We start from the raw sequence: 24,085 nt of genomic DNA on the forward strand, positions 1-24,085 counted from the left end.
AATCAGAGGAATTTGTGAAGAATCGTACCCTTGGCAGTATTTTGATCGTGGCAGGAACAACAATTGGCGCAGGAATGCTAGCAATGCCGCTAGCGGCAGCAGGTGTTGGCTTCACTGGAATAGTATGTTTGTTGATTGGTTTATGGATGCTAATGAGTTATACCTCATTACTACTAGTCGAGGTATATCAACATAATCCTGCCAATATGGGGCTCGGTAGTGTTGCGAAAAAGTACCTCGGTCCTGTCGGTCAAATTGTCACTGGTTTGAGTATGTTATTACTGATGTATGCTCTGACAACTGCCTATATTGGCGGGGCTGGAGTGCTTATCTCTGATAGCCTATCTTCTTGGTGGGGGATTACGGTTTCGACTCAAACAGCCATTATTATGTTCACCATTGTTGGCGGTGCTGTGGTCTGTGTGGGTACACACTCTGTTGATTTTATTAACCGTATTCTTTTCACCGCTAAGACGATTTTCTTAGTGATTATGCTGGCCGTTATGATGCCTCATGCCGAGGCGGTTAACCTAAGCACCATGCCGCTGGAAAAAGGCCTTATACTCGCCGCTGTTCCCGTGATTTTTACCTCTTTTGGGTTCCACGGAAGCGTACCTAGTTTAGTCAATTACATGAATGGTGATGTACGCAAGCTGCGTATCATTTTCATTACAGGGAGTGCAATTCCTCTGGTTGCCTACATTTTATGGCAAATCGCAACTCTCGGCGCTATCCCATCCAATACATTTATGGGGATCCTTGCCCAGTCTTCAGGTTTAAATGGATTATTAACCGCAATCCGTGATGTGGTTGCCACCCCTCGAGTGAATATGGCAGTTGCCCTGTTTATGGATTTAGCGTTAGCGACTTCCTTCTTAGGTGTGGCTTTAGGTTTGTTTGATTACCTTGCAGACTTATTTAAGCGTAGTAATGATTTTATTGGTCGTGCACAAACCACGCTGCTGACCTTCGTACCCCCGTTACTCGCAGCGTTGTTCTTCAGTAGTTTTGTTCAAGCATTAACTTACGCCGCTGTCGCATTATCAGTCCTAGCATTAATCATACCGGCACTGTTAACCATGCGCGTACGCAAGTTAGAAGCGAATGGCATTTACCGCGTCAAAGGCGGCACACCAATCCTCACTTTAGTTCTGCTGTGCGGTATCGCAGTCATCGCCATCCAATTCGCCATCGTGGCCGGCTTCCTGCCAAACGTTGGTTAATCCCCAGAGTTTCATTCATAAAAAAACACCCCAATATGGGGTGTTTTAATTTCAAACCGTATTTCTTTTTATTTTTGAAAAAATATATTTCTGCTATTTTTCAAAACATAACGAGCACTAGCATTATTCTCTAAATAGTTTGAATTGTGGCTAGGCGGCAAACGAGGATATCTTGGGGAGCATACATGAGTATGTGACCCGAGTATCCGAGTGCAGCCAACAACGCCACAAATCAAAATATGACGAGAATATTAGAAGGATAGGCCGGCACCCACATACCATCCGTCTGCCAACTTCTCATTACGATCATCATGTGCGCCTTTCATCTCAATCAGACGATAACCCGCATCAACCGACAGCGGTTTAAACACGGTATAGCGCGCACCTGCTTTCGCTTCCATGTAGGATTTGCTGCCTGAAGTCAGTGATTCTGGTGCGCCATACGCTTCACCGTAGAAACTTAATGATGGCAGTGCTTGCCAACTTAAGCCGCCGCCTAATGCTGCCGCTGCACCGTTAGAACCATCTTCAGGAGATAAATACAATGCTTTACCACCTACATAGGCATTAAATGGTCCTAATGGCAGACCGAAAGTTGCGCCTAAGCTACCTAACTCGCCATTATGATCGCTACGAGCCCAAGAGCCATTAAATGCTAAACCGGAACCTTGAGTTCCTAAACCAGCACTTAATTCTGTAAAATGTTCACCCGCGCTGAAATCAGCAGAAATTGCTTGGGCAGCACCCATATAAAATGCAGAGGTCGCTGCAACAGCTAAAAGAACTTTGCGCATTATCATTTCCTTTATTATTAAAAATTAAAGTATCGTGACGATGTGACGTGATTTAGTGCACGTACTCAGTCTTTTTTGCTTAAATTTACGTTAGAACACCGTTTAACGCACAATAAGTGAAATTCATCAGTGGTTTACTTCAATCAATTCTTCATTTTCTGACTAAACTTCTTACTATGATTACAGTGATTGGTCAGAGCGATTAGATAATTAATTCTTTGCTTATTATACTGTTCATCAAGTTTATTATAGAGATGAAGTGATATTCTACAAATATTCATCCAGTTAGTTACTTTTGTGTAGTCTATAAATCTAATAGCTTGGGAGTATTGTGATGAAAAAAAGAGGTCTAACTACCGCTTCAGGTGCGCCTGTTGTGGATAACAATAACGTGATGACTGCGGGCAAACGTGGCCCGATGCTGTTGCAAGATGTTTGGTTTTTGGAAAAGCTCGCCCACTTCGATCGTGAAGTGATCCCAGAGCGCCGTATGCACGCTAAAGGTTCAGGGGCATTCGGTACTTTCACTGTCACCCATGACATTACCCGCTATACCCGCGCAAAATTATTCAGTGAAATTGGCAAGAAAACTGATTTATTTGTCCGCTTCTCCACCGTAGCCGGTGAACGTGGTGCAGCTGATGCCGAGCGCGATATCCGTGGTTTCGCCATGAAGTTTTATACCGAAGAAGGCAACTGGGATATGGTGGGTAACAATACCCCTGTATTCTATCTGCGTGACCCGCTGAAATTCCCTGACTTAAACCACGTTGTTAAACGCTGCCCTTACACCAATATGCGTAGCGCTGCCTATAAATGGGATTTCTTCTCCCACTTACCTGAAGCGCTTCATCAATTAACCATTGATGTCAGCGACCGCGGCTTACCGAAAAGTTATCGCTTTATGCACGGTTTTGGTAGCCATACCTATAGCTTTATCAATGCGAATAACGAACGTTTTTGGGTGAAATTCCACTTCCGTAGCCAGCAAGGTATCGAAAACCTTATGGATGACGAAGCAGAAGCGCTGATTGGTAAAGATCGTGAAAGCTCTCAACGTGACCTGTTCGATGCTATCCAACGTAAAGAATACCCTCGCTGGAACTTACAGATTCAGATCATGCCAGAAAAAGAGGCGTCAACCGTCCCTTATAACCCATTTGATCTAACCAAAGTGTGGCCACACAAAGATTATCCATTGATTGATGTGGGCTATTTTGAACTGAACCGCAACCCAGATAACTATTTCTCGGATGTGGAACAAGCGGCATTTAGCCCAGCGAATATCGTTCCGGGCATTGGATTCTCTCCAGACAAAATGCTGCAAGGTCGCTTATTCTCTTATGGGGATACTCAGCGTTACCGTTTAGGTATTAACCACTATCAAATTCCGGTGAATGCCCCACGCTGCCCATTCCACAATTATCATCGTGATGGTGCAATGCGCATTGATGGTAATAGCAGCAATACCGTGACTTATGAGCCAAACAGCGCAGGTATGTTCCAAGAACAACCGGACTATAGCGAACCACCATTATCCATCGAAGGTGCGGCTGATCACTGGAATCACCGTGAAGATGAAGATTACTTCAGCCAACCTCGTGCACTGTATGAATTGCTGGACGATGCCGAACATCAACGTATGTTCCAACGTTTAGCGGGTGAGTTGATTGAAGCGTCAGAAGAGACACAAAAACGTCAAATCGAGTTGTTTAAGAAAGTGCACCCAGAATACGGTTCTGGTGTTGAAAAAGCGTTGAATGCGCTGAAATAAACAAGCATTTCCTGTTATGACCAAGCGCTAGAACTTTCTAGCGCTTTTATCTATTCCTTAATTCATTCTGCGTTTAGTTCATCACTATCTTTGTGTTAACACCCATCGCTTCACCTGCTGGCGAGAGACTTTAATTCCCCCCGCTTTCAATTCAGGTTCTAGGCGATAAAACGCCATGGGGAATTGATACGGGGCTAATTTATCTTTTAGCCAATCCGCCAACATGTTCAAATTCATTGATTCATCAGCGTCAATCACTGCCACTGGGCGCTGTCCAAATTGCACATCATCAACAGGAACAATAAAGCTTTGGTGCACACCAGGATGAGCATTGATCACCGCTTCAATATCTTCAGGCTGCACACACTCCCCGCCACTAATGAATAGATTATCCAAACGACCTAAAACCTGATATTCACCCTCAATAAAGGCACCTTTGTCATTGGTTTTAAACCATCCATCCACTAAATTTAAAGGATGTAATTGCCCATCAAACCAATACCCTAAAGATTGGCTGTCCGACTGAATTTGAATTTCATCATCCACCAGCCGTACTTGTTTACCCGCTAATGGAAGCCCTACACCTTTCTTACCATCTGTACGTTTGGCACACACGGTTGACGCCATTTCTGTCATCCCATAACCACTCCAACATACAATACCACGTTGCTCGGCTAGCTCCGTTAAACTGGTTGGGATCATAGCCCCCCCCAACAAGACTTCTTTTAACGAAAGATTTAACGGCATCTCGTCATTCAGTAACCGCCATAGTTGAGTCGGCACTAATGATGCATGGGTGACACCCTGTAATGCTTCGGGCAATGGTGTAGAACGAATGGCGAGTTTTGCACCGCTCAGTAACCAACGCCATACAATCCCTTGCCCTGAAACGTGAAATAATGGCAATGAAAGTAGCCAGCAATCCTCTTGCTGATAATTCATGGCATCCAACACGCCAGCCGCACTGTTCAAATGCGCCGAAATACTGTGTACAGCCGCTTTAGGTAACCCCGTAGAACCTGAGGTTAAAATTAACGTTGCAGGTTGCTCAGCAATTTTCTGAAAGCGTACCGAAGGAAAATCGTCATATTCAATAAAATGATAATAAAGCTGGTGGTCCAAATGACGATAATTCGCGAGCGCGTTTTGTTCATCGGTAAAATCAATCACTGCGCTAATATCAAGATGTGGCAGTAATTCATCTAACAACCGTTCAGGAAGGCGAGGATTGATAGGCAAGACTTTCGCCCCACAAGCTAGCAACGCCAATTGACTGAGTAGCAGTTCAACGGAGTTTTTACCGCGCAAAGCGACACATTGCCCTTCTTGCACGCCTTGCATCGCAAAGTAAGTGACTAAATCGGCAATCTGCTGATTTAATGCCGCCCACGTTACCGCATCAGTATCCGTAAAAAGTGCAATGTTATTTGGTTGAAGACTGGCCCAATGCTGCCAAGGCCAGTCGGTAAAGCGGCTAGACGATGATGCTAACTCTGCCATACAACTGTCAGCTCATCTAACTGTTGAACAGGAATTTGGCATTGTGGCCAAGGTCTCACCAATTGAGATTGGATCAGTGAAACCGTATCTAAACCTGGAATGGTATTCGGCGTTAGCCAATTTGCGACCCGCGCTAATTGGGTTAAACCAAAGCTGCTTTCGATGGATGAGCTGATCACAGCCTGCATCCCTAACTGATGAGCTTGCTCCACCAAACTACGGCAATAACTCAAGCTGCCCGTTAAGGTCGGTTTAATGATAATAGCCGCCACACCCGGTTGCGCTTCTACTTTGAAGTCATCTTCGCGCACACTTTCATCCCATGCGATGGCGATGCCAGTATCCGCAGAAAATTGCAAAGACTCCTCACGGGTTTTGCATGGCTCTTCAAGGAACGCAATTCGTGCACGGTAATCTGGATTCACATATTTAGCGAAACCATCTGCTTTTGCTCGGGTCCAGCTGCGGTTAGCATCTAAGCGCAGTTTTAGCTCAGGCACCGCTTCCAATAATAAGTTTGCCACCATGCCATCACGCACAGCTTCATAAAGCCCCACTTTCACTTTGGCGACTTTTTCCCCTTCCATGGCATCGAGGCTTAGGATTAGGTCATCAGGGTCACCGCTGCATAATGGCGCTTTACGATAATTAGCTTGTTGTGGAAGTTCACCGGTCAGCTCTGCTAATGCACAGCTACAGCCAAAGGCAACTGAAGGTAAATGGCTTGGCGTCATTGTGCCTTCATTCACCCATTCATTTAGCCATGCGATGGTGTCGGCTGTTGCTTCTTCCAACGTTTCACGGCTAAATTCTGGCAGAGGTGAAATTTCCCCCCAGCCTTCGCTATCCCCATCTTGTAAACAAACCAAAAGCCCATCACGGGTTTTTAGTCGTTGATAGCGAAGGATAACGCCTGCCTCCATCGGCAGGCTGAACGAGTAAAGTTTGGCTTTTCTCATTATGGATTACGCTTATATTTAGAAAAATCTGGCGCACGCTTTTCGTTGAATGCGTTACGCCCTTCTTGACCTTCATCGGTCATATAGAACAGCATCGTTGCGTTACCCGCTAATTCTTGCAGACCCGCTTGACCATCACAGTCAGCGTTCAGTGCCGCTTTCAAGCAACGTAATGCCATTGGGCTGTTTTCCAGCATTTCACGGCACCAGCGTACTGTTTCTTTTTCTAAGTCAGCATAAGGTACAACGGTGTTTACCAGACCCATGTCTAACGCTTCTTGCGCATTGTACTGACGGCACAGGAACCAAATTTCGCGGGCTTTCTTTTGACCGACGATACGCGCCATATAAGATGCGCCCCAGCCGCCATCAAACGAGCCAACTTTAGGACCCGTTTGACCGAAAATCGCGTTATCGGCTGCGATGGTTAAGTCACACATCATATGTAAAACGTGACCGCCACCGATGGAGAAACCGGCAACCATTGCAACAACAGGTTTTGGACAGGTACGAATTTGACGTTGGAAATCCAATACGTTCAGATGGTGCGTACCGCTTTCATCGCGATACCCGCCGTAGTCGCCACGAATTTTCTGGTCACCACCAGCACAGAACGCTTTTTCACCTTCACCCGTTAGGATGATAGTCCCGATATGGTCGTCATAACGCGCGTCTGATAATGCTTGGATCATCTCTTTTACGGTTTGCGGACGGAATGCATTGCGCACTTCAGGGCGGTTAATGGTAATTTTAGCAATCCCTTCAGGGGATTTGTGATATCGAATATCGTCAAAACCTGCTGAGCAATCTTGCCACTCAATCGGTGCGTACAGTTTTTCTTCGCTTGGATAAATCATTATCAAGTTCCTTTAACCACAGTGTGATAAAAAATAGTGAAGTGCAGCTGCATAATGTTGGGGATTTTCCCGATGCGCATTATGCCCTGCATTATCAATTAGCGTAAACGGCAATGCATATTGTTGCGAAACGCCTCGAAATTTTTGGTCTTTCTCACCGCAAAAATAACAGTAAGGGACCGATAATTGCTTTAATGACTCAGCTAAAAATGGTTGTTTGGATAGCGACGTATTTTCTAGCATATCGGCAACGGCCAATGGGTTATTTTGACCTCGGAGTGCTACCAATTTTTCACGCTGAGCCGATGTAAGGTCGGCAAAAACCGCTTGTTGATACCAGTCATTCAAAACCTGTTCGATTGGCTGATGTCGAAAACGTTCTGCCCAGCGATGGTCGTTATCAGCTCTCGCAATACGTTCTTGTTCACTCTGTAAACCAACGTTGCCCCCTTCAATCACCAACCCTTGTAGCCCTTGATGAGTGCTAAAGCAGGCAAAGTGCATCGCTAAGCGGGCGCCGAGCGAATAGCCAATCAACACATATTGCGAAACAGAGTAACGCGCCAACAACTGAGTCAGTTGCGTATCAAAATCAACAAAACCTTGGCAGCCGATATTGCGTGAATCACCATGCCCCGGCAAATCGACCACTAAGCGCGGATAATTGGGGCAAGCCTCAACAATCGATGACCAATCATCGTGACTCCCTAATAAGCCATGAAGGAAAACTAGCCACGGTGTTTTTTTGCCGTTGGCAGGTTGTTCCTGACTCGGATAATAGTGCGCCGCTAGCACGGTAAACTTTCCACGTCTTGCAGTAATTGTTTTAGTGTTCGAGCACCTTCATCCCCATCAACCACTAACTCAATCAGCAGTGTACCGCGTTGCTTGAACCAGAATTCTTGCACTGTCTCTTTTAAGCTCGACCAATCTGTTGGCGCGCAGTATTGCAGACCAAACATCATCGCCGCACCTTCAAAGCTTACATTTTGTGGCATGCAATAATAGTTTTGGCGAGCTTCTGGGGAGGTTGGCAGCATCGAGAAAATTTGCCCGCCATTATTGTTCACAATAATCAACACACTAGGAGCAGAAGGTTCGCGCAACAATGCCAAACTGTTCAAATCATACAATGCGGAGATATCCCCGACGATACCGAGTGTCGGTTTTGCTGTCGCTCTCTGTACACCAGCCATCGTCGAGATCAACCCGTCGATACCACTGGCGCCACGGTTACTAAATACCGGGTAACCCGCAGGCAATTGAGCCAGTGCATCAATTAAACGCACAATTAAGCTATTCCCCACGAAAAGTTGTCCGCAAGGCGGGAGAAGCTCAGGGAGTTGATGCGCTACCGCAGCTTCAGAAAATTGGTTTTGCAGCTGGGTTTGAACATGTTGCAAGGTACGATTTGTTAAGTCCGTTAAGCCTTCGCACCATGCACCGCGCGGTTGAGCAGGATGTTGCTCTATCCACCCTTTTACGCTGCAAGTGAGCTTACGACCCTGATGGTTGGCAGGATCTAAACGCCCGGGAATAGTATCAATTATCCAATACTCTTGAGGATGACACTGGCTTTGCCACTGTAATGCGCGTTTTCCTGTTATGCTGGAGCCAAACTGAACCACTAATTCTGCTTCATCTAACCAGGCTTTAGCGTTCGGGTGTTGTAACCATAAATCAGCACATGGATAAGGTTGTCCAGTCTGAGAGAGCACATCACCGATAACTGGCCAGCCTAGTTCTGCCGCCCATTTTGCAACAAGCTCGCCATCATTGCTGCTCATACGCCCTGCGATCACGACCCCTTTTTTCTGACGCCAGAAATACCAGTCAGCCACTAATGCGACAGTATGGGTTAGAGGTTCGCTTAGCCACGGGTGAGATGATTGCCACCAATTACCTAAACTGGCTTGCCACTCGGTTTCCCCTTCAGTTTCACCATACAGCGGTTCAGCAAAAGGACAGTTCACATGGAATGCCCCATGACGCAGCTGATTCATCCCGCTATCTAGCGCAGAAACCAGCCACTTCGCTGAAATATCGCGCGTGGGTCTTGGTAGCATTAAACTTTCGAACGGATGGCTAGCAAAAATATGGGTTTGGCGGATAGCCTGATTGGCACCGCAGTCAATTAATTCTGGCGGTCTGTCTGCCGTGAGGAAAATGACTTTTTCCCCAGTTAATCCAGCTTCTATCAGTGAGGGATAAAGGTTAGCGACTGCCGTCCCTGAGGTGACAATCACGCCAACAGGTTCTCCACTCGCTTTCGCAAGCCCAAGAGCAAGATGACCTAATCCGCGCTCATCAAAGTGCGTATGGCAATGAAGTTTTGCATTATTCACAGCGGCTAACGTTAACGGCGTGGAGCGAGAGCCGGGAGCTATGCAGATATTTTTCATTCCGTGACGGGCTAGCGCCTCAATAATTACCTCAGCCCAACGGAGATTAAATGCTGAATTCGACATAATGTGCTCGGTAAATTATTCATGATGCTGAGTGTAATAGGATTGAGAAAAATTTCTTGATCTCAAAACAATTTTTCATGAACTAATTGAAAATAAAAAAGAAATAACCATTTTAGCTATAGGGTTTTTAGGCTATTTTTTCATTGTGCTTGGTTTTTCATTGCGTTTTAAGTAAGGATTTCAGCCCAGCCGCTTTGTTTTCAATTTCTTCCCACTCTTGTTCAGGATCTGAACCACTCACAATCCCTGCGCCTGAATAGAGGGATATCTGGGTACCATCAATTTGAGCGCAGCGCAGAGAAACCGCAAATTCACTGCGATTTAAACTGACAAAGCCACCCGTTCCTGCATACCAACCACGAGAAAATGGCTCGTGCTCGGCAAGGAATTCACGAGCAACGCGACGGGGTAAGCCGCATACCGCTGCCGTCGGTTGTAAACGTTGCAAACAATCGCTGTCTGAGGGCGCTAATAGGGTCGCGGCAATGGAGCGATATAAATGTTGGATTTTTCTCAGGCGGATCACCTTCGCGGGGGAGACATCAATACCCGTTACCGCACCTTGTAATTGCTGACAAATATCATCAACCACCACTAAATTTTCATGCTGGTTTTTACTGTCTTCCATTAACCATTTGGCATTTTCAGCTGCAATCCCATCATCAACATGGTTAGCAACCGTACCGGCTAGTGCTTCAGAATTAAGTTGAGTGCCTTGGCGCAAGTAAAGGCGCTCTGGGGTCGATGACATAAAGCCGGAGTGCGCACTAAACGCCATCATAAAATGGTAGCAATGGTGATTCACTTTTTGGCTAGCAGATAAAAACTCTGCCGCAGTTATGGGCTTAGATAGTGACAATTTGGTTTCCCGTGCCATCACCACTTTCTCCATTTTACCTGCACGCATATCGTGAATTGCCCCAGTGAGTAACGCACACCATTCATCATGATCGGGAATATGCTGCTGCCCAATGATTTGAGTGGATAATGGGGATACGCTATTCGATACCGAATTTAACTGCTGTACAAAAGCAATAGCGGCTTGGAGATCCTGTGCACCATCAATATTTAGAGCAACAGTCACCGTTGAGCGCAAGCGGAAGATTTCTAATCGAGGTAGAAAATAGAATGCGGATTCTCGCTTAAGGGTTTCACTGATACCTTCGCCCACACCATTCCAACCATTAAGGCCCCATAATCGCATATCAGGGATTTCAGTATGCTCGGAGATAAATTGCTCAGCATCCATGATAGCATTAAATGATTTTACTGTGCCTAACGCACTACATTCCTCTGAGCCAGTACGGTGATACCAATAGAATTGAGGGTAGCTATCTTGGGACGATAACCACGCTAATCCAGGAAACGCCTCTTTTGCATCCATCTTCCACGCTAAGCGGGTATATTCGTTAGGATTGAGTACTAATGTAGACAAATGGGTCAGAATTTCAGCTAATAATTTATCAATTTTTGTTTTTGTCACTTTAGATTCCCACTGCACCATCACAACGACATCGATTTACTTACAATTATTATATATCGCAATGTAATTTATTAATACATTCATTATTAATAGCACAAGATGTTTAAAAAACCGTCAGATAGAAATCAAAAATGATAAGCTTACGACATGGGGGCATTTTCAAAATCATGTCATATCAAACTGTTAAATAAAGTCTCTCACCCTTCTTATTTGTATAACTCCACTATCAACTTATGAGTAAAATATAAAATTTCAATAATTCACCTTATAAACCACTTTTATTCTTTAATTAGTTCTAGATATTGAATCCTAATTAAGATTAATTACTTATTATTTGAAATCATAATATTCAGCTTAAGAACTCAGTGATGATCCTATATCTAAATTTTAAAGTTGTAATTTATGTAATAAATGAATATTTAAAACTACAACCAATGAGTTATTTTTTAGCGCTGATTTTCATTTTTTAATATCAACATAAGCCCTGCGTTTCTAGTAGGTTATGAGTTATAAATTTGAACGTTACAAGCCCCTTGTTTATTACTATTAAAAACGAAAAGTAAAAAATAAATTAATCATCAAAGCAACAAGATAATTAGCTCTCTAATTTTATCATTCCACCTTCATTTAATTAATTGGAAATCCAGAATGAATACTCAGTCTAACTATGACAGAATTATTGAAAAGGAAAATATTGGCGATGCAACATTGGCATTGTTAACCAATCAAGACTCCTTATCCGCAAGATCAGCGGGTATATTCACCCTCGAAGATTTAATTAATATTCACCGACACGTCCAGTTTGCGCTAACCCTTCCTATCAAAGAAATTGATATTTTAAAATGGTTCGGCATTAATGATAAAAATGATTCATTACTACCAGCTAGTGAATTAACTGAGACGATTCTGAGTATTCGTAAACACGCTAACACCTGGGATAACGTTGAGCTCAAAGTGAAAGAGCAATCCATTGATTTGTCATTAACAAGTCGTAACATCATACAAACTGGTGATCAAATTCTTGAATATATTAATCACATGCCGATTATTCAAAAAATCTCAGATAGCTTAGAGGATTTATCTGAAAGCGACTTAAACCAAATCACCTATCAAAATGACGACCAACAAATTGCCACTGAACTTTTAAGCATTTTGCAGTTAATTAAAGGAGATATAAAACAGCAATCGATTAAAACCATTCAAATTAAAAACACAGTCTCAGATTTTCGTGCGCATATTACCGGTGGATATCTTTCAGACTACACCCATGTAGATTCATTACTCTTCACAATAAAAGGACTATATCAACAATTAGAATCTAACGAGGATCCCAGCAATAACGAGTCATTTTATAAAGAGCTTATCGCCTTTAAGAAAAACGAACTATACCAATTAGAGCAGGAATATAGCCACTTTGTTAAGCTTTGCTTTACAGGTCTTGCGGGGGGCATTATTGGTTTAGTGATTACAGGCAGTATTTTTGGTGTAAAAGCAGAAAATATCCGTGATAGGAAAAATAAATTAATCAAAGAAATCGAAGGAATAAATCATAAGTTACATCAAGAACAGCTACTACAGAAAACTATCTTTGATATTCAAATTAATTTACAAAAAATTGAAAGTTTATTTAAAGATGCACGTCTAGCTATTGACCACTTAGATTATATGTGGCTCGTAATCCTCACAGAGATTAAACAATCTATTGATATATTTGCAAGGATAAACAATGCAGAAAAACTGATCCGGTTTATCACGCAATTCAAACGTATCATCACATCTTGGACTTCTATTCAAGATTATTCAGTTCATTTGATTAAGCTATTTGATGAGCTACAAATCAATGAAAAAAACTCACAATAAAAGGCGTTAATATGCATGATAACCTCGAATTACCTATGTTACCCTCCATTGATATCTACCAATTAAGGTGTATTTCAAATAGCATTAGCTCTTTTAATAAAAATATTCTTAACTACGACTATATTATTTATGGTCGCATTCAAAAAATTGCAATTAAGATTGAAAGACTCAATGAACTGATTAGAAACTCTGTTCCCATTCTAAAAATCAAATTGAACTATATTATTAAAAATGATGATTATGCATTGCTGACATATGAAAATAATGATGATGATCTATCTGATATTCGCCGAAAAATTGCAATTACAGGCTTTGTCGATGACTTAATGGATGTCAAATTTGAACTTGAAAAGCTTATTTCAAAAACACGCTATACATTAGAATCATTATTAGTTTTTCATCTAAATGAACCTAACAAACTGAAGCATTCTCAATATACCAAACAAAAAGAATTTCTTGTTAACTCTAAAAATAGTAAGCAATCTAAGATTAATGAATTAAATAACAATCTCTCTGTGATCCTCGCAGCAGAAGATATTATATTAAAGCATAAAATTACAGATTTCTTTGACCGATATTTTCAAGGGAAAGAGCTTATTGATTCTATTGATATCCAACCCAATAAAAAAGACATTCTGAAAGCGGCTATTAGTTATATTCGTAATTTATTAACGATGGTGGATGATGGGCTCGAGTTTAGTCAACTTGTTGATGTAAGGATCTATATCAGTGACCAGATTATTGAGGCGCGTGAAGAAATAAATACGATAGATAATAATATATTTCGACTCTCGCAGCTCATGAGCTATGCCAATGATATTAATCAGATAGAAACCCATAAACAGACCATTATCACTCAAGCCGGCGCTTTAAAATCTTATTGGGAGTCTTGGTGCGGTTTTATGAGTGAAAAAGTCTCAGAGGAGTGTTTGAATTTCGATCAAATTAAAACCGTTAGCCAAATGTTAATGACCTATTTGAACGATATTGAGTACCAATATCAACGACAATTACCGGATTAAAAAAATCCCCGTTACTGTTAAGTAACGGGGATTTTATCGGAACTGACTTGTTGACTAAACCTAGCTGTTTACTAAAACTTAGCTAAGTGCTGGCAGTGTCGATGTTGCAATATCAATAATCGGTTGTGGCCACAGACCAAACACAATAACCGCTATCGCACACAGCGCTGCAAACACAGTTCCCAACGTCATTTTTTCTGGTCCAGTATAGCGGTCTGCATGTTCTGCATCACGGCTATATAAGCTCGCCATAAAGCGCAAGTAGTAGAACAATCCAAGTGCACTACCTACCACCACAGCCCCTGTCAGCCACCACAATTGTGCGTATACGGCCGAAAGGATGGCATAGAACTTACCAATGAACCCAAGCGTAATAGGAATACCCGCTAGAGATAACATCATCACCGTCATCACCATCGCCAAGACTGGCTTGTGCCAGAATAAGCCGCGGAATGCACTGAAATCATCTTGGTCATCACCACGGTATGGGCTAGAAATTACGCTAACCACACCAAACGCACCCAAGCTCGCTAACAAATAGCTCACCAGGTAGATAGCAATGGTGACTTGTGCCAATTGAGCATCAACACGCATTGCCACTAACGTAACCAGTAAGTACCCCATATGAGCGATAGATGAGTAACCAAGCAGACGCTTCGCACTCTTCTGAGTCAATGCCAGCAAGTTACCAAACAAGATTGACGCAATCGCAATCACACCAACAACTGCTAATAATGTATCTGTTTGTGCGATGCCATCAACATGCGTAATTGGTGCTTCTAAGAAGATGCGAACCAACACCGCAAAGATAGCGATTTTACTGCCCGTTGCTAAGAAAGCGGCAACGGGTGCAGGTGCACCTTGATAAACGTCTGGGGTCCATAATTGGAATGGGAACAACGATAATTTAAAGCCAAAGCCCACAATCATCATACCTAAACCAACTAAAATCAGTGGCGCGTGAATGCTGCTATTCGCTAAACTTTGACCGACGACGCTGAAGCTTAAGCTACCTGATTCTGCGTATAATAAAGCGATACCAAACAGCAGGAATGACGACGCTGCTGCGGATAACACCATATACTTGATACCCGCTTCTAAAGTACGGCTACGTTCAAAGGTATAAGCCACCAGGCCAAATAGTGGAATAGAGATCAATTCAATACCGATGAACATCGAAGCCATATGGTTCGACATTCCCAGTAGAACACCACCCGTCACCGCAATGCTCAATAAGAGGTAAAACTCTTCTTTGTTATCATTAAAGCCTTCTAGCCAATGATAAGCAAAAATAGCGGTACCCATACCTGCGATCAGAACCAGTCCTGAGTAGAACAGTGCAAAACCATCAACTAACAGCAATGAAGTCACTGCTCTTGGTAGTAATGCTTCTTCGCCCACTGATGTAGGAATGGCATAGCCGTTAACCCAAATCAGTGAAACAAATGTCAGGAGAAAGCCAACAACCGTTATTCCGGCACTGGTTAAATGATCTCGCCGCCACGCAATTGACAGCATCACAATCACTGCAGTCAATCCAGAAAGGATTAACGGCAGCATTGCTAACAATTCTAAAGTTGTTATTGTCATGGCGAATTACTACCCTTGTGTTGAAAGTGAAGCAGAATACAGGTTATGCAGTGTTTCCATCGAACCCGCAGACGTATCTAAGATAGGTTGTGGGTAGAAACCAATGATAACCAATAAAGCCGCCAGAACCAGTAAAACACCAAACTCACGAGCCGTTAGCCCTTTCAGTTCAGTCTCTGATTTCGGCGTTCCGTAGTAAGTCTGCTGCATCATCCATAGTGCATAGATAGAGGCAAACACCACACCAAACACCATAATGCAGGTCACTAATGTGAATTGGCTGAAGCTACCGAAGAAGATCATGAATTCGCCGATAAAGTTACCTGTGCCCGGCATACCTAAGGTTGCTGCGGCAAAGAACAGGGACAAACCCGGTAACCATTTGATGCGTTTCCATAATCCACCCATCATGCGCATATCACGAGTCTGAGTACGTTCGTACAGCTGACCACTGATAATAATCAGCGCCGCACCCGACAGACCGTTAGTGATCATTTGCACCACAGCACCTTGATAGGCCAGTGTCGATGCTGCATAGATAGCCACGGTCACAAAGCCCATGTGCGATAAGCTACTGTACGCCGCTAAACGTTTAATATCCGTCTGTTTGAATGCTAACCATGCACCGTAGAAGATACTGATCACACCCAGCGTCATTGCCACTGGTGTAAATTGCAGTGAAGCTTCAGGGAACAATGGCAGTACAAAACGTAACAAACCGTATGCGGCTGTTTTCAGCATGATACCGGAGATATCGACAGAACCCGCCGTTGGCGACTGTTCTTGGGTATCTGCCATCCACCCATGGAATGGCACTAATGGCATTTTTACTGCGAAAGCAATAAAGAAGCCCAGCATCAGCAAGAAGCCCGCCGTACCTGACAACGCACTTTCAGTACCTAGCAACGCGTTATAGTCGAATGTCAGCTCATTGAACGCAATCCAGTGAAGGATAACTAAGCCGATAATCGCCACCAGCATGATCAAACCGCTGACTTGCGTATAGATAAAGAATTTTGTCGCTGCCTTAACATGCTGGCGGTTACCTGACCCTTTGTGTCCCCAATTCGCAATCAGGAAGTACATCGGGATCAACATCATTTCCCAGAAGAAGAAGAATAAGAACAGGTCAACCGCCGTGAAGATCCCCATCACACCTGCAATAATCCATAACAGGTTAAAGTGATAAGCACCTTGGTTCTCTTGCTGCTCGCTCCACGAACTGAGGATTGAAAACGCGCCCATGATGGCGGTTAACACCACCATCAACAGCGATAATCCATCAACCGCTAACGAGAAATTGATACCTAGCGCAGGGATCCATTCCCTTGAGTATGTATTTTGCCACTCTGGAATACCTTGCGGGTTAACCAGCGAATAATCCCCTTGCGCCCAAAATAGTACCGCAAGGATAAGCGTGATCCCCATTGTCCCCAGCGCAACCCAACGAGGTGCGCGGTGACTGAATCGGTCGGCCTGCCAGCTTAGCAGGGCACCGATAAAGGGAATAAGTATTAGCCAATATAATTGCATGGCGCAATGTGTCCCTTAATTAAACCAAAAGCAGCAGAGCAAGAATCAGCACTGCACCCAGCCCCAGAGAGGCAACATACCAACGGACCTGACCGTTTTCACTCACTGCTAGCCCTTTGTTTGCCCAACGTGAAAGATGTGCAGGGATATTCATCAGTGAGTTAATCGGATCGCTTTCGAGTAACCATGCAATTCCTTTGAAAGGTTTTACAAAAATTACATCATACAACCAGTCGAAGCCCCATGCGTGGTACCACCACGTTGAGAAGAAACGACCAATTGCTGTTTTCGCAATCGCATCAACGATAGAACGTCTAAACAGATAGAGGAACGTCGCAATCAACAGACCTGCGATAGCAAAACCACCCGAGATAGCTTCGATAAACAGTTTACCGTCTTCAGCTTCCATAGGTTTTGCAGGGAATACGCCCTCTAATGGCTGGTGGATCATCGCACCCACGAAGGTTGCAAGGATTGCCAAAATAGCCAGTGGTACAGTGTGAGTGATGCCTTTAACTTTATGCGCTTTGATTTTGGCTTCACCGTGGAAGACGATGAAAATCATACGGAAGGTGTAAATTGCGGTCATTAATGCACCGATGATACCCGCCCATAACAGCACAGTTTGCCCATCCACTTTCGCGCCCCACAAGATGGCATCTTTACTGTAGAAGCCAGAAGTAAACAGAGGCAACGCTGCCAATGCACTACCACCGATTAACATCACAATATAAACGAATGGAATTTGCTTACGCAGCCCACCCATTTTGAAGATGTTTTGCTCGTGATGACACGCAATGATCACCGAACCTGCGGACAGGAACAGTAACGCTTTGAAGAAGGCATGTGTCATTAAGTGGAAAATTGCCGCATCCCATGCTTGTACACCTAGAGCCAAGAACATGTAACCAATCTGGCTCATAGTAGAGTAAGCAAGAACACGTTTGATATCCGTTTGAACCAATGCTGCGAAACCTGCAAACAGCAATGTTACCGCACCCACAACACCCACTAAATGCAGAATATCTGGGGTTAATAGGAACAGACCATGAGTACGCGCGATTAAGTACACACCCGCAGTAACCATGGTTGCGGCGTGGATCAGCGCAGATACTGGCGTTGGACCCGCCATCGCATCAGCTAACCATGTTTGTAATGGCAGCTGAGCTGATTTACCTACCGCACCGCCTAATAACATCAGTGTTGCCCAGTTCAGCATCGATAAGCCTTCTGGAGACAACTGAGTCGCACGTTGTGCCATTTCGCTGAAGTTTAAGGTACCCAATTCGTTGTACAGGATAAACATGCCGATAGCCAAGAACACGTCACCGATACGGGTCACGAAGAAGGCTTTCATTGCCGCTTTACCGTTCTCTGGATTGGTGTAATAGAAACCAATCAACAGATAACTGCACAGCCCTACCCCTTCCCAACCGAGATACATCAGCATCATGTTATCAGCCAGCACTAATACCACCATGCTCGCGATAAACAGGTTAGTGTAAGTGAAGAAACGTGAGTAACCTTCCTCGCCACGCATATACCAAGAGGCATACACATGAATAAGGAAGCCCACACCCGTTACCACACCTAACATGGTCAGAGAAAGACCATCAAGGGACAGGCTAAATGGGATGGTGAAATTACCCACAGACATCCAAGTCCATAACATTTGTGGGTATGGCTCATATCCACCATTAGCTAAAACAGGTTGGGCTAAAAATTCAGAGCCTGCATAAAATGCAACTAGAGCGGCCAGACCCACTGAGCCTGCACCGATAATCGCGGATACATTTTCTGACCAACGACCGCGGGAAAATGCGAGAAGCACAGACCCTAACAGCGGGAACAGAATCGTTAAATAGAGTAAGTTCATTCGCGCATCTCACTGACTTTATCAATGTTCAGGTTTTGACGATGACGATGGAGTTGCAGTAACAACGCCAATCCAATACTCGCCTCCGCTGCCGCCAGAGTGATTGCCAGAATATACATAATCTGACCATCTGGTTGCCCCCAAAAACTGCCTGCGACCACAAAGGCTAATGCCGTTGCGTTCACCATGATTTCCAGTCCGATCAGCATGAAAAGCAGGTTGCGGCGAATAACAAGACAGCTCAGTCCCATTACAAAGATAATTGCCGCTAAAATCAGACCATGTTGAAGAGGTATCATTGTTTCTCCCCCGCATTACGGCTGTTGCTGACAAGATCAGCGCTGTTTTCTGAACGGTCACGACCCACGTGGAAGGCAACAACCAGACCCGCGAGCAATAATAACGATGCTAATTCAACGGCTAAGACGTAAGGACCAAACAAGCTGATACCCACTTCTTTCGCTGTGATAATCACACCTTCCGTTTTTTCTTGGTGAGAAAGGCTGGTGATCCCATACACTAAAATGCCCAGTAAAACGGCAGATAGCACTGCGGGACCAATCCACGTTTTCGGTGTTAACCAAGCGCGCTCTTGTTCTTGTACTGAGCGACCTAAGTTCAACATCATCACCACGAAAACAAACAGAACCATAATGGCGCCAGCGTAAACGATAATCTCCAACGCTCCGGCAAAATACGCCCCGAGCGAGAAGAACACCATTGACAGTGCCAACAGAGAAACCACCAGATACAGTAGCGCATGCACTGGATTGGTATTAGTAATCACCCTCAAAGTTGCTAGAACAGCAACTAGACCGGCGATATAAAATGTAAATTCCATGAATATCGCTCCTTACGGCAACAGGTCTTTGACGTTGATAGGTTTCGCTTCGTTATCCGCTTCGCCTTTATCTTTGCCTGCGATCGCCATACCTGATTTACGGTAAAAGTTATAATCAGGATATTTACCCGGTCCTGAAATCAACAGGTCGTTTTTCTCATAAACCAGATCCTGACGACGCCAATCTGCCATTTCGAAATCTGGCGTCAATTGGATTGCCGTGGTTGGGCAAGCCTCTTCGCACAGACCACAGAAAATGCAGCGAGAGAAGTTCACGCGGAAAAATTCGGGATACCAGCGTCCATCTTCGTGCTCAGCTTTTTGCAGTGAGATACATCCCACTGGGCAAGCAACCGCACATAAGTTACACGCAACACAACGCTCTTCACCGTCAGGATCGCGCGTTAGCACGATGCGCCCACGGTAACGGGGTGGCAGATAAACCGGCTCTTCTGGGTACATTTGCGTTTCCCGTTTATCGAACGCATGTAGACCCACCATCCAAATACTGCGTACTTGGGTGGCGAAACCGACCAATAACTCTTTTAATGTCATGGTTCAATCACCCCTTACTGAGCGTTGTATAAAATCACTGCTGCGGTACCCAGCAGGTTAAGCAGTGTCAGCGGCAGACAAATTTTCCAGCCGAAGGACATTACTTGGTCATAACGTGGGCGCGGTAATGAAGCACGGATCAAGATGAACATCATCATGAAGAAGGCTGTTTTAATCGCAAACCACAGGAAAGCAGGCAGGAATGGACCATGCCAACCACCAAAGAACAGTGTCACAATCAGCGCGGACACGGTCACGATACCGATATATTCACCCACGAAGAACAGACCGAATTTCATACCGGAATATTCTACGTGGTAACCGTCGGCAATCTCTTGTTCCGCTTCTGGCTGGTCAAATGGATGACGGTGACACACCGCGACACCCGCAATCGCAAACGTGATAAAACCAAAGAATTGTGGGATCACGTTCCACATACCCTCTTGGGAATTCACGATGTCGATTAAGTTGAATGAACCCGCTTGCGCGACCACACCCATCAGTGACAAGCCTAAGAACACTTCATAACTCACCGTTTGAGCCGATGCACGCATCGCACCCAATAAGGAGTATTTGTTGTTACTTGACCAACCAGCGAACAGTACCGCGTACACTGCCAGACCTGCCATCATCAGGAAGAATAAGATCCCGATGTTCAAGTCAGCGACGTGCCAAGTCGGGCTGACTGGCACAATGGCAAATGCTAAGAACAGAGAACAAAATGCGATAACCGGCGCAAGCGTAAAGATTTTCTTGTCCGCGAACTCTGGGATCCAGTCCTCTTTAAACAGCATTTTGAACATGTCGGCAATCAGTTGTCCCATTCCAAATGGACCCACACGGTTAGGACCGTAACGGTTCTGGAATAGACCGAGAATACGGCGTTCACCGAGACTCATGTATGCCCCGCAGGTCACAACAACCAGCAAGATAACAACCGATTTAAGGATGGAAATCAGGACTTCCATCACCGCAGGAGAAATCCAATCCATCATGCGCCCCTCCGCAGATTATTCACTGACACGCCCGCCATTACCGGAGCAATTCCCGGCATACCCAGAGGTAAACCGATTTGACCCACTGCAAGGTGCTGACTAATGCGCACTGGCAGATTAAAGGTTTGACCTGCATGACTAAATTCAGCTTTCACGCCAGCATTTAGACCGAGTGTCGCCGCATCTTGCGCGTTCAACATGATATAAGGCTCTGGCATACGTTGCTGGATCACATCAGAACGTTGTGAAGTTTCATCACTACCAAATAGATGATAGTAAGGTGCCACAACCCACTGTGCTTCGCCGCTTTGGTAAGCCGCCGGAACCTCAGTGAAGTACGCCAATTTGTTTTCTTTCGAATTGAATAAACGCACACCCGGATCACCAAACAGTAAGTGTCCGCCCACCTCTGCTTGGAATTTGTTCCATGCTTGTGGTGAGTTCCAGCCCGGTGCCCATGCAAATGGAATTTGCTGGCGTGGCGCTTTCGGTTGGTTATTCCCTTCCATTGAGAACGCAAATGGTGAGTCGATATCTTGCGGTTGACGCGGTTCATGAACCGATTTGTCTGCCAGCATTGCCGTACGACCGCTGTAACGATGAGGTTCACGTGCCAGTTTCTGCCCACGAATGCGGAAAGAGGCTTTCGGTGCCGTATCTCTAATACCCGCAAATTGTGGCAGAGCTGCCACACACTCTTCGATAACGTGGTCTAATTGCGACCAATCTGCATCACGTTGCTGCGCTTCAGTTTGCAGTGAATGCATCCAGCGCCAGCTTTCGTTCATCACGATGCTGTTATCGTAGTAAGTTGGGTCAAAGACTTGGAAGAAGCGTTGAGCACGACCTTCTTGGTTGATAAGCGTACCGTCCGCTTCAGCAAAACTTGCCGCTGGCAGGACTAATGTCGCTTTATCCATGATGTCTGTGTGCTGGTGGTCTGCCACGATCAGGTGCTTCAGTTTCGCTAATGCGCTATTGACAGCATCCACGGTGCTATGACGGTAAAGGTCATTTTCCATCACGATAGCCACATCCGCTTCATTAGCTTCAATGCGTGAGAACGCATTTTCTAATGGCAATGCGTTCATCATCGCAAGACCAAAGCTGTTGGCATGAGACGCGACATAAGACAGACCGACGTTCGCACCCTTCGCTTTCAGCGCAAATGCCACGTTAGCGGCGGCTTCGATCACCGCATCGCTAGCGCTATGGCTACCACTGATAATCAGAGGTTTTTTCGCACCCGCTAAGGCTTGAGCTACGGTTTCTACTTTCGCTTTCACATCAGCCGGTAAATCATTTACCGCCGGTGCGTCACCGTTGATCAGGTTAGCAATCGCAAAACCGAAACGTGCTTGATCAGTCACTGGCGCACGGTAGTTGTATGCGGCTACATCATCTAAACGCGTGTCATCCACGTTAGTGATAAACAGTGGATATTTGGCGTGTTGACCAATGTTTTGAATCGCTGCGATTTGCCAGTCAGCGACTTTCTGTGCCGCTGCCATTTCACGGGCTTTACCTTTCACTGCTTGGCGAACAGATAATGCCATACGGGCGCCTGTCTGAGTTAAATCTTCACCCAGAACTAATACCGCATCATAGCCTTCGATTTCACGCAATGTTGGGGTGTAAACACCGCCGTTTTGCAGAATGTTTTGCATCAACGCTAAGCGGCGCTGTTCATCCTTAGAAATACCGGAATAGAAGTTTTCAGCGCCAACTAAAGCACGCAGTGCATAGTTGCTTTCGACGCTAGCACGTGGAGAACCGATACCAATCACTTTCTTCGCTTGATTGATGATCTGTGCACCACTTTGCATTGCTTCAATCGCCGAAACCACCTGCTGTACGCCATCTTTGGTTAACAGCGCTTGGCGAGGACGGTCTTTACGGTTCACGTAACCATAACCGAAGCGACCACGGTCACACAGGAAGTAATGGTTTACAGAACCGTTATAACGGTTTTCAATACGGCGCAGTTCACCATAACGCTCACCTGGGCTGGTGTTACAACCGATGCTGCACTGTTGGCAGATACCCGGTGCAAATTGCATATCCCATTTACGGTTATAGCGTTCTGAATGCGTTTTGTCGGTGAATACCCCTGTTGGGCACACTTCGACGAGGTTACCGGAAAATTCACTTTCCAGCGTGCCGTCTTCAGTACGACCAAAGTAGACATAGTTATGCGCGCCATACACACCTAAATCGGTGCCATCGGCATAATCTTTGTAGTAACGAACGCAACGGTAACACGCGATACAACGGTTCATTTCATGACTAATGAATGGACCGAGATCTTGGTTTACGTGCGTGCGTTTTGTAAAACGATACTTACGCATAGTATGACCAGTCATCACCGTCATATCTTGTAAGTGGCAGTTACCACCCTCCTCACAGACTGGGCAGTCGTGTGGGTGGTTGGTCATCAGCCATTCAACAACACTTTCACGGAATTGTTTGGCTTCTTCATCATCGATTGAGATGTAAGTGCCTTCCGTTGCCGGTGTCATACAAGACATCACGAGACGACCACGAGTGTCATCTGCGTTTTGATACTGCTTCACCGCACACTGGCGGCAAGCGCCAACGCTTCCCAGCGCCGGATGCCAGCAAAAATAAGGAATATCTAGCCCCAACGATAAGCAGGCTTGTAACAGGTTTTCAGACCCGTTTACGTCATATTCTTTGCCGTCTACATATATCGTAGCCATAGTCAGCATGCTTCCCAAAGGCCCGCTTTAGCAGG

General features: G+C 44.9%; 19 protein-coding genes. 4 read left to right on the plus strand and 15 right to left on the minus strand.

The features are described from left to right. The first annotated feature begins 74 nt into the window (after positions 1–74). A complete protein-coding gene (gene tyrP / locus M5X66_RS10650) occupies positions 75–1,223 on the plus strand; it encodes a tyrosine transporter TyrP (RefSeq protein ID WP_230082430.1) in 1,149 nt (382 codons plus the stop codon). A 251-nt stretch (positions 1,224–1,474) separates the two neighbouring features. Here tyrP and M5X66_RS10655 read toward each other — a convergent pair whose 3' ends face one another. Next, positions 1,475–2,017, minus strand: coding sequence for a YfaZ family outer membrane protein (locus tag M5X66_RS10655; RefSeq protein ID WP_006661376.1), 543 nt, complete (start codon positions 2,015–2,017; stop codon positions 1,475–1,477). 334 nt (positions 2,018–2,351) lie between these two features. On the opposite strand from M5X66_RS10655, the gene M5X66_RS10660 reads away from it, so the two are divergent. Continuing rightward, entirely contained in the window at positions 2,352–3,791 is a 1,440-nt protein-coding gene (locus M5X66_RS10660) for a catalase (protein ID WP_270103519.1), read from the plus strand. Positions 3,792–3,875: 84 nt separating this feature from the next. On the opposite strand, the gene menE is transcribed toward M5X66_RS10660, so the two are convergent. The 6 genes from menE to M5X66_RS10690 all read right to left on the minus strand — a co-directional run bounded on the left by menE (position 3,876) and on the right by M5X66_RS10690 (position 11,058). After that, positions 3,876–5,291: an o-succinylbenzoate--CoA ligase gene (gene menE / locus M5X66_RS10665; RefSeq protein WP_270103520.1), complete on the minus strand. Its 1,416-nt coding sequence runs from the start codon at positions 5,289–5,291 to the stop codon at positions 3,876–3,878. After that, the gene (gene menC / locus M5X66_RS10670; RefSeq protein WP_154609455.1) at positions 5,279–6,250 is read right to left on the minus strand and encodes an o-succinylbenzoate synthase; all 972 of its coding nucleotides are present in this window, start codon (positions 6,248–6,250) and stop codon (positions 5,279–5,281) included. The genes menE and menC overlap by 13 nt, the downstream gene beginning before the upstream one ends. Continuing rightward, positions 6,250–7,107, minus strand: coding sequence for a 1,4-dihydroxy-2-naphthoyl-CoA synthase (gene menB / locus M5X66_RS10675; protein ID WP_036952775.1), 858 nt, complete (start codon positions 7,105–7,107; stop codon positions 6,250–6,252). Before menB ends, menC begins: the two co-directional genes overlap by 1 nt. Before the next feature lie 12 nt (positions 7,108–7,119). Beyond that, a complete protein-coding gene (gene menH, locus M5X66_RS10680; RefSeq protein WP_036952772.1) occupies positions 7,120–7,902 on the minus strand; it encodes a 2-succinyl-6-hydroxy-2,4-cyclohexadiene-1-carboxylate synthase in 783 nt (260 codons plus the stop codon). Then, positions 7,896–9,575 (minus strand): 2-succinyl-5-enolpyruvyl-6-hydroxy-3-cyclohexene-1-carboxylic-acid synthase, encoded by a 1,680-nt coding sequence (gene menD, locus M5X66_RS10685; protein ID WP_036952769.1) that lies wholly within the window; start codon positions 9,573–9,575, stop codon positions 7,896–7,898. The genes menH and menD overlap by 7 nt, the downstream gene beginning before the upstream one ends. A gap of 157 nt (positions 9,576–9,732) precedes the next feature. Beyond that, positions 9,733–11,058 carry an isochorismate synthase gene (locus M5X66_RS10690; RefSeq protein ID WP_270103521.1) on the minus strand — a complete coding sequence of 442 codons (1,326 nt, stop codon included), beginning with the start codon at positions 11,056–11,058 and terminating at the stop codon, positions 9,733–9,735. Between the two features lie 648 nt (positions 11,059–11,706). Here M5X66_RS10690 and M5X66_RS10695 point away from each other — a divergent pair. Beyond that, the gene (locus M5X66_RS10695; protein ID WP_036952764.1) at positions 11,707–12,918 is read left to right on the plus strand and encodes an alpha-xenorhabdolysin family binary toxin subunit A; all 1,212 of its coding nucleotides are present in this window, start codon (positions 11,707–11,709) and stop codon (positions 12,916–12,918) included. An 11-nt stretch (positions 12,919–12,929) separates the two neighbouring features. Continuing rightward, positions 12,930–13,940, plus strand: a complete 1,011-nt coding sequence (locus M5X66_RS10700; RefSeq protein ID WP_036952761.1) for an alpha-xenorhabdolysin family binary toxin subunit B — start codon at positions 12,930–12,932, stop codon at positions 13,938–13,940. Positions 13,941–14,018: 78 nt separating this feature from the next. Here the strand turns inward: M5X66_RS10700 and nuoN are convergent, their stop codons facing one another. From nuoN to nuoG, 8 genes are read right to left on the minus strand one after another with little or no spacing between them, the layout of a single operon-like run. Continuing rightward, positions 14,019–15,530, minus strand: coding sequence for an NADH-quinone oxidoreductase subunit NuoN (gene nuoN, locus M5X66_RS10705; protein WP_036952758.1), 1,512 nt, complete (start codon positions 15,528–15,530; stop codon positions 14,019–14,021). 9 nt (positions 15,531–15,539) lie between these two features. After that, a complete protein-coding gene (nuoM, locus tag M5X66_RS10710) occupies positions 15,540–17,063 on the minus strand; it encodes an NADH-quinone oxidoreductase subunit M (protein ID WP_036952755.1) in 1,524 nt (507 codons plus the stop codon). Positions 17,064–17,082: 19 nt separating this feature from the next. Next, the gene (gene nuoL, locus M5X66_RS10715; RefSeq protein ID WP_154634296.1) at positions 17,083–18,939 is read right to left on the minus strand and encodes an NADH-quinone oxidoreductase subunit L; all 1,857 of its coding nucleotides are present in this window, start codon (positions 18,937–18,939) and stop codon (positions 17,083–17,085) included. After that, the gene (nuoK, locus tag M5X66_RS10720; RefSeq protein WP_006660292.1) at positions 18,936–19,238 is read right to left on the minus strand and encodes an NADH-quinone oxidoreductase subunit NuoK; all 303 of its coding nucleotides are present in this window, start codon (positions 19,236–19,238) and stop codon (positions 18,936–18,938) included. The genes nuoL and nuoK overlap by 4 nt, the downstream gene beginning before the upstream one ends. Then, entirely contained in the window at positions 19,235–19,780 is a 546-nt protein-coding gene (nuoJ, locus tag M5X66_RS10725) for an NADH-quinone oxidoreductase subunit J (protein ID WP_036952750.1), read from the minus strand. Before nuoJ ends, nuoK begins: the two co-directional genes overlap by 4 nt. Before the next feature lie 12 nt (positions 19,781–19,792). Further along, a complete protein-coding gene (nuoI, locus tag M5X66_RS10730; protein WP_004259834.1) occupies positions 19,793–20,335 on the minus strand; it encodes an NADH-quinone oxidoreductase subunit NuoI in 543 nt (180 codons plus the stop codon). A 14-nt stretch (positions 20,336–20,349) separates the two neighbouring features. Next, entirely contained in the window at positions 20,350–21,327 is a 978-nt protein-coding gene (gene nuoH, locus M5X66_RS10735) for an NADH-quinone oxidoreductase subunit NuoH (RefSeq protein ID WP_036952747.1), read from the minus strand. Further along, the gene (gene nuoG / locus M5X66_RS10740; protein ID WP_036952745.1) at positions 21,327–24,059 is read right to left on the minus strand and encodes an NADH-quinone oxidoreductase subunit NuoG; all 2,733 of its coding nucleotides are present in this window, start codon (positions 24,057–24,059) and stop codon (positions 21,327–21,329) included. The genes nuoH and nuoG overlap by 1 nt, the downstream gene beginning before the upstream one ends. Positions 24,060–24,085 lie beyond the last annotated feature (26 nt).

The organism is Providencia sp. PROV188 (assembly GCF_027595165.1).
GTDB classification, from domain to species: Bacteria; Pseudomonadota; Gammaproteobacteria; order Enterobacterales; family Enterobacteriaceae; genus Providencia; species Providencia lanzhouensis.

Coding starts and splice junctions, on each gene's coding strand:
- M5X66_RS10660 (WP_270103519.1), top strand. CDS start 2,352: ATGAAAAAAAGAGGTCTAACTACCGCTTCAGGTGCGCCTGTTGTGGAT.
- tyrP (WP_230082430.1), top strand. CDS start 75: ATGCTAGCAATGCCGCTAGCGGCAGCAGGTGTTGGCTTCACTGGAATA.
- nuoJ (WP_036952750.1), bottom strand. CDS start 19,780: ATGGAATTTACATTTTATATCGCCGGTCTAGTTGCTGTTCTAGCAACT.
- nuoG (WP_036952745.1), bottom strand. CDS start 24,059: ATGCTGACTATGGCTACGATATATGTAGACGGCAAAGAATATGACGTA.
- menB (WP_036952775.1), bottom strand. CDS start 7,107: ATGATTTATCCAAGCGAAGAAAAACTGTACGCACCGATTGAGTGGCAA.
- nuoH (WP_036952747.1), bottom strand. CDS start 21,327: ATGGATTGGATTTCTCCTGCGGTGATGGAAGTCCTGATTTCCATCCTT.
- nuoM (WP_036952755.1), bottom strand. CDS start 17,063: ATGCAATTATATTGGCTAATACTTATTCCCTTTATCGGTGCCCTGCTA.
- menD (WP_036952769.1), bottom strand. CDS start 9,575: ATGTCGAATTCAGCATTTAATCTCCGTTGGGCTGAGGTAATTATTGAG.
- nuoK (WP_006660292.1), bottom strand. CDS start 19,238: ATGATACCTCTTCAACATGGTCTGATTTTAGCGGCAATTATCTTTGTA.
- menC (WP_154609455.1), bottom strand. CDS start 6,250: ATGAGAAAAGCCAAACTTTACTCGTTCAGCCTGCCGATGGAGGCAGGC.
- nuoL (WP_154634296.1), bottom strand. CDS start 18,939: ATGAACTTACTCTATTTAACGATTCTGTTCCCGCTGTTAGGGTCTGTG.
- nuoI (WP_004259834.1), bottom strand. CDS start 20,335: ATGACATTAAAAGAGTTATTGGTCGGTTTCGCCACCCAAGTACGCAGT.
- nuoN (WP_036952758.1), bottom strand. CDS start 15,530: ATGACAATAACAACTTTAGAATTGTTAGCAATGCTGCCGTTAATCCTT.
- M5X66_RS10700 (WP_036952761.1), top strand. CDS start 12,930: ATGCATGATAACCTCGAATTACCTATGTTACCCTCCATTGATATCTAC.
- menE (WP_270103520.1), bottom strand. CDS start 5,291: ATGGCAGAGTTAGCATCATCGTCTAGCCGCTTTACCGACTGGCCTTGG.
- M5X66_RS10695 (WP_036952764.1), top strand. CDS start 11,707: ATGAATACTCAGTCTAACTATGACAGAATTATTGAAAAGGAAAATATT.
- M5X66_RS10655 (WP_006661376.1), bottom strand. CDS start 2,017: ATGCGCAAAGTTCTTTTAGCTGTTGCAGCGACCTCTGCATTTTATATG.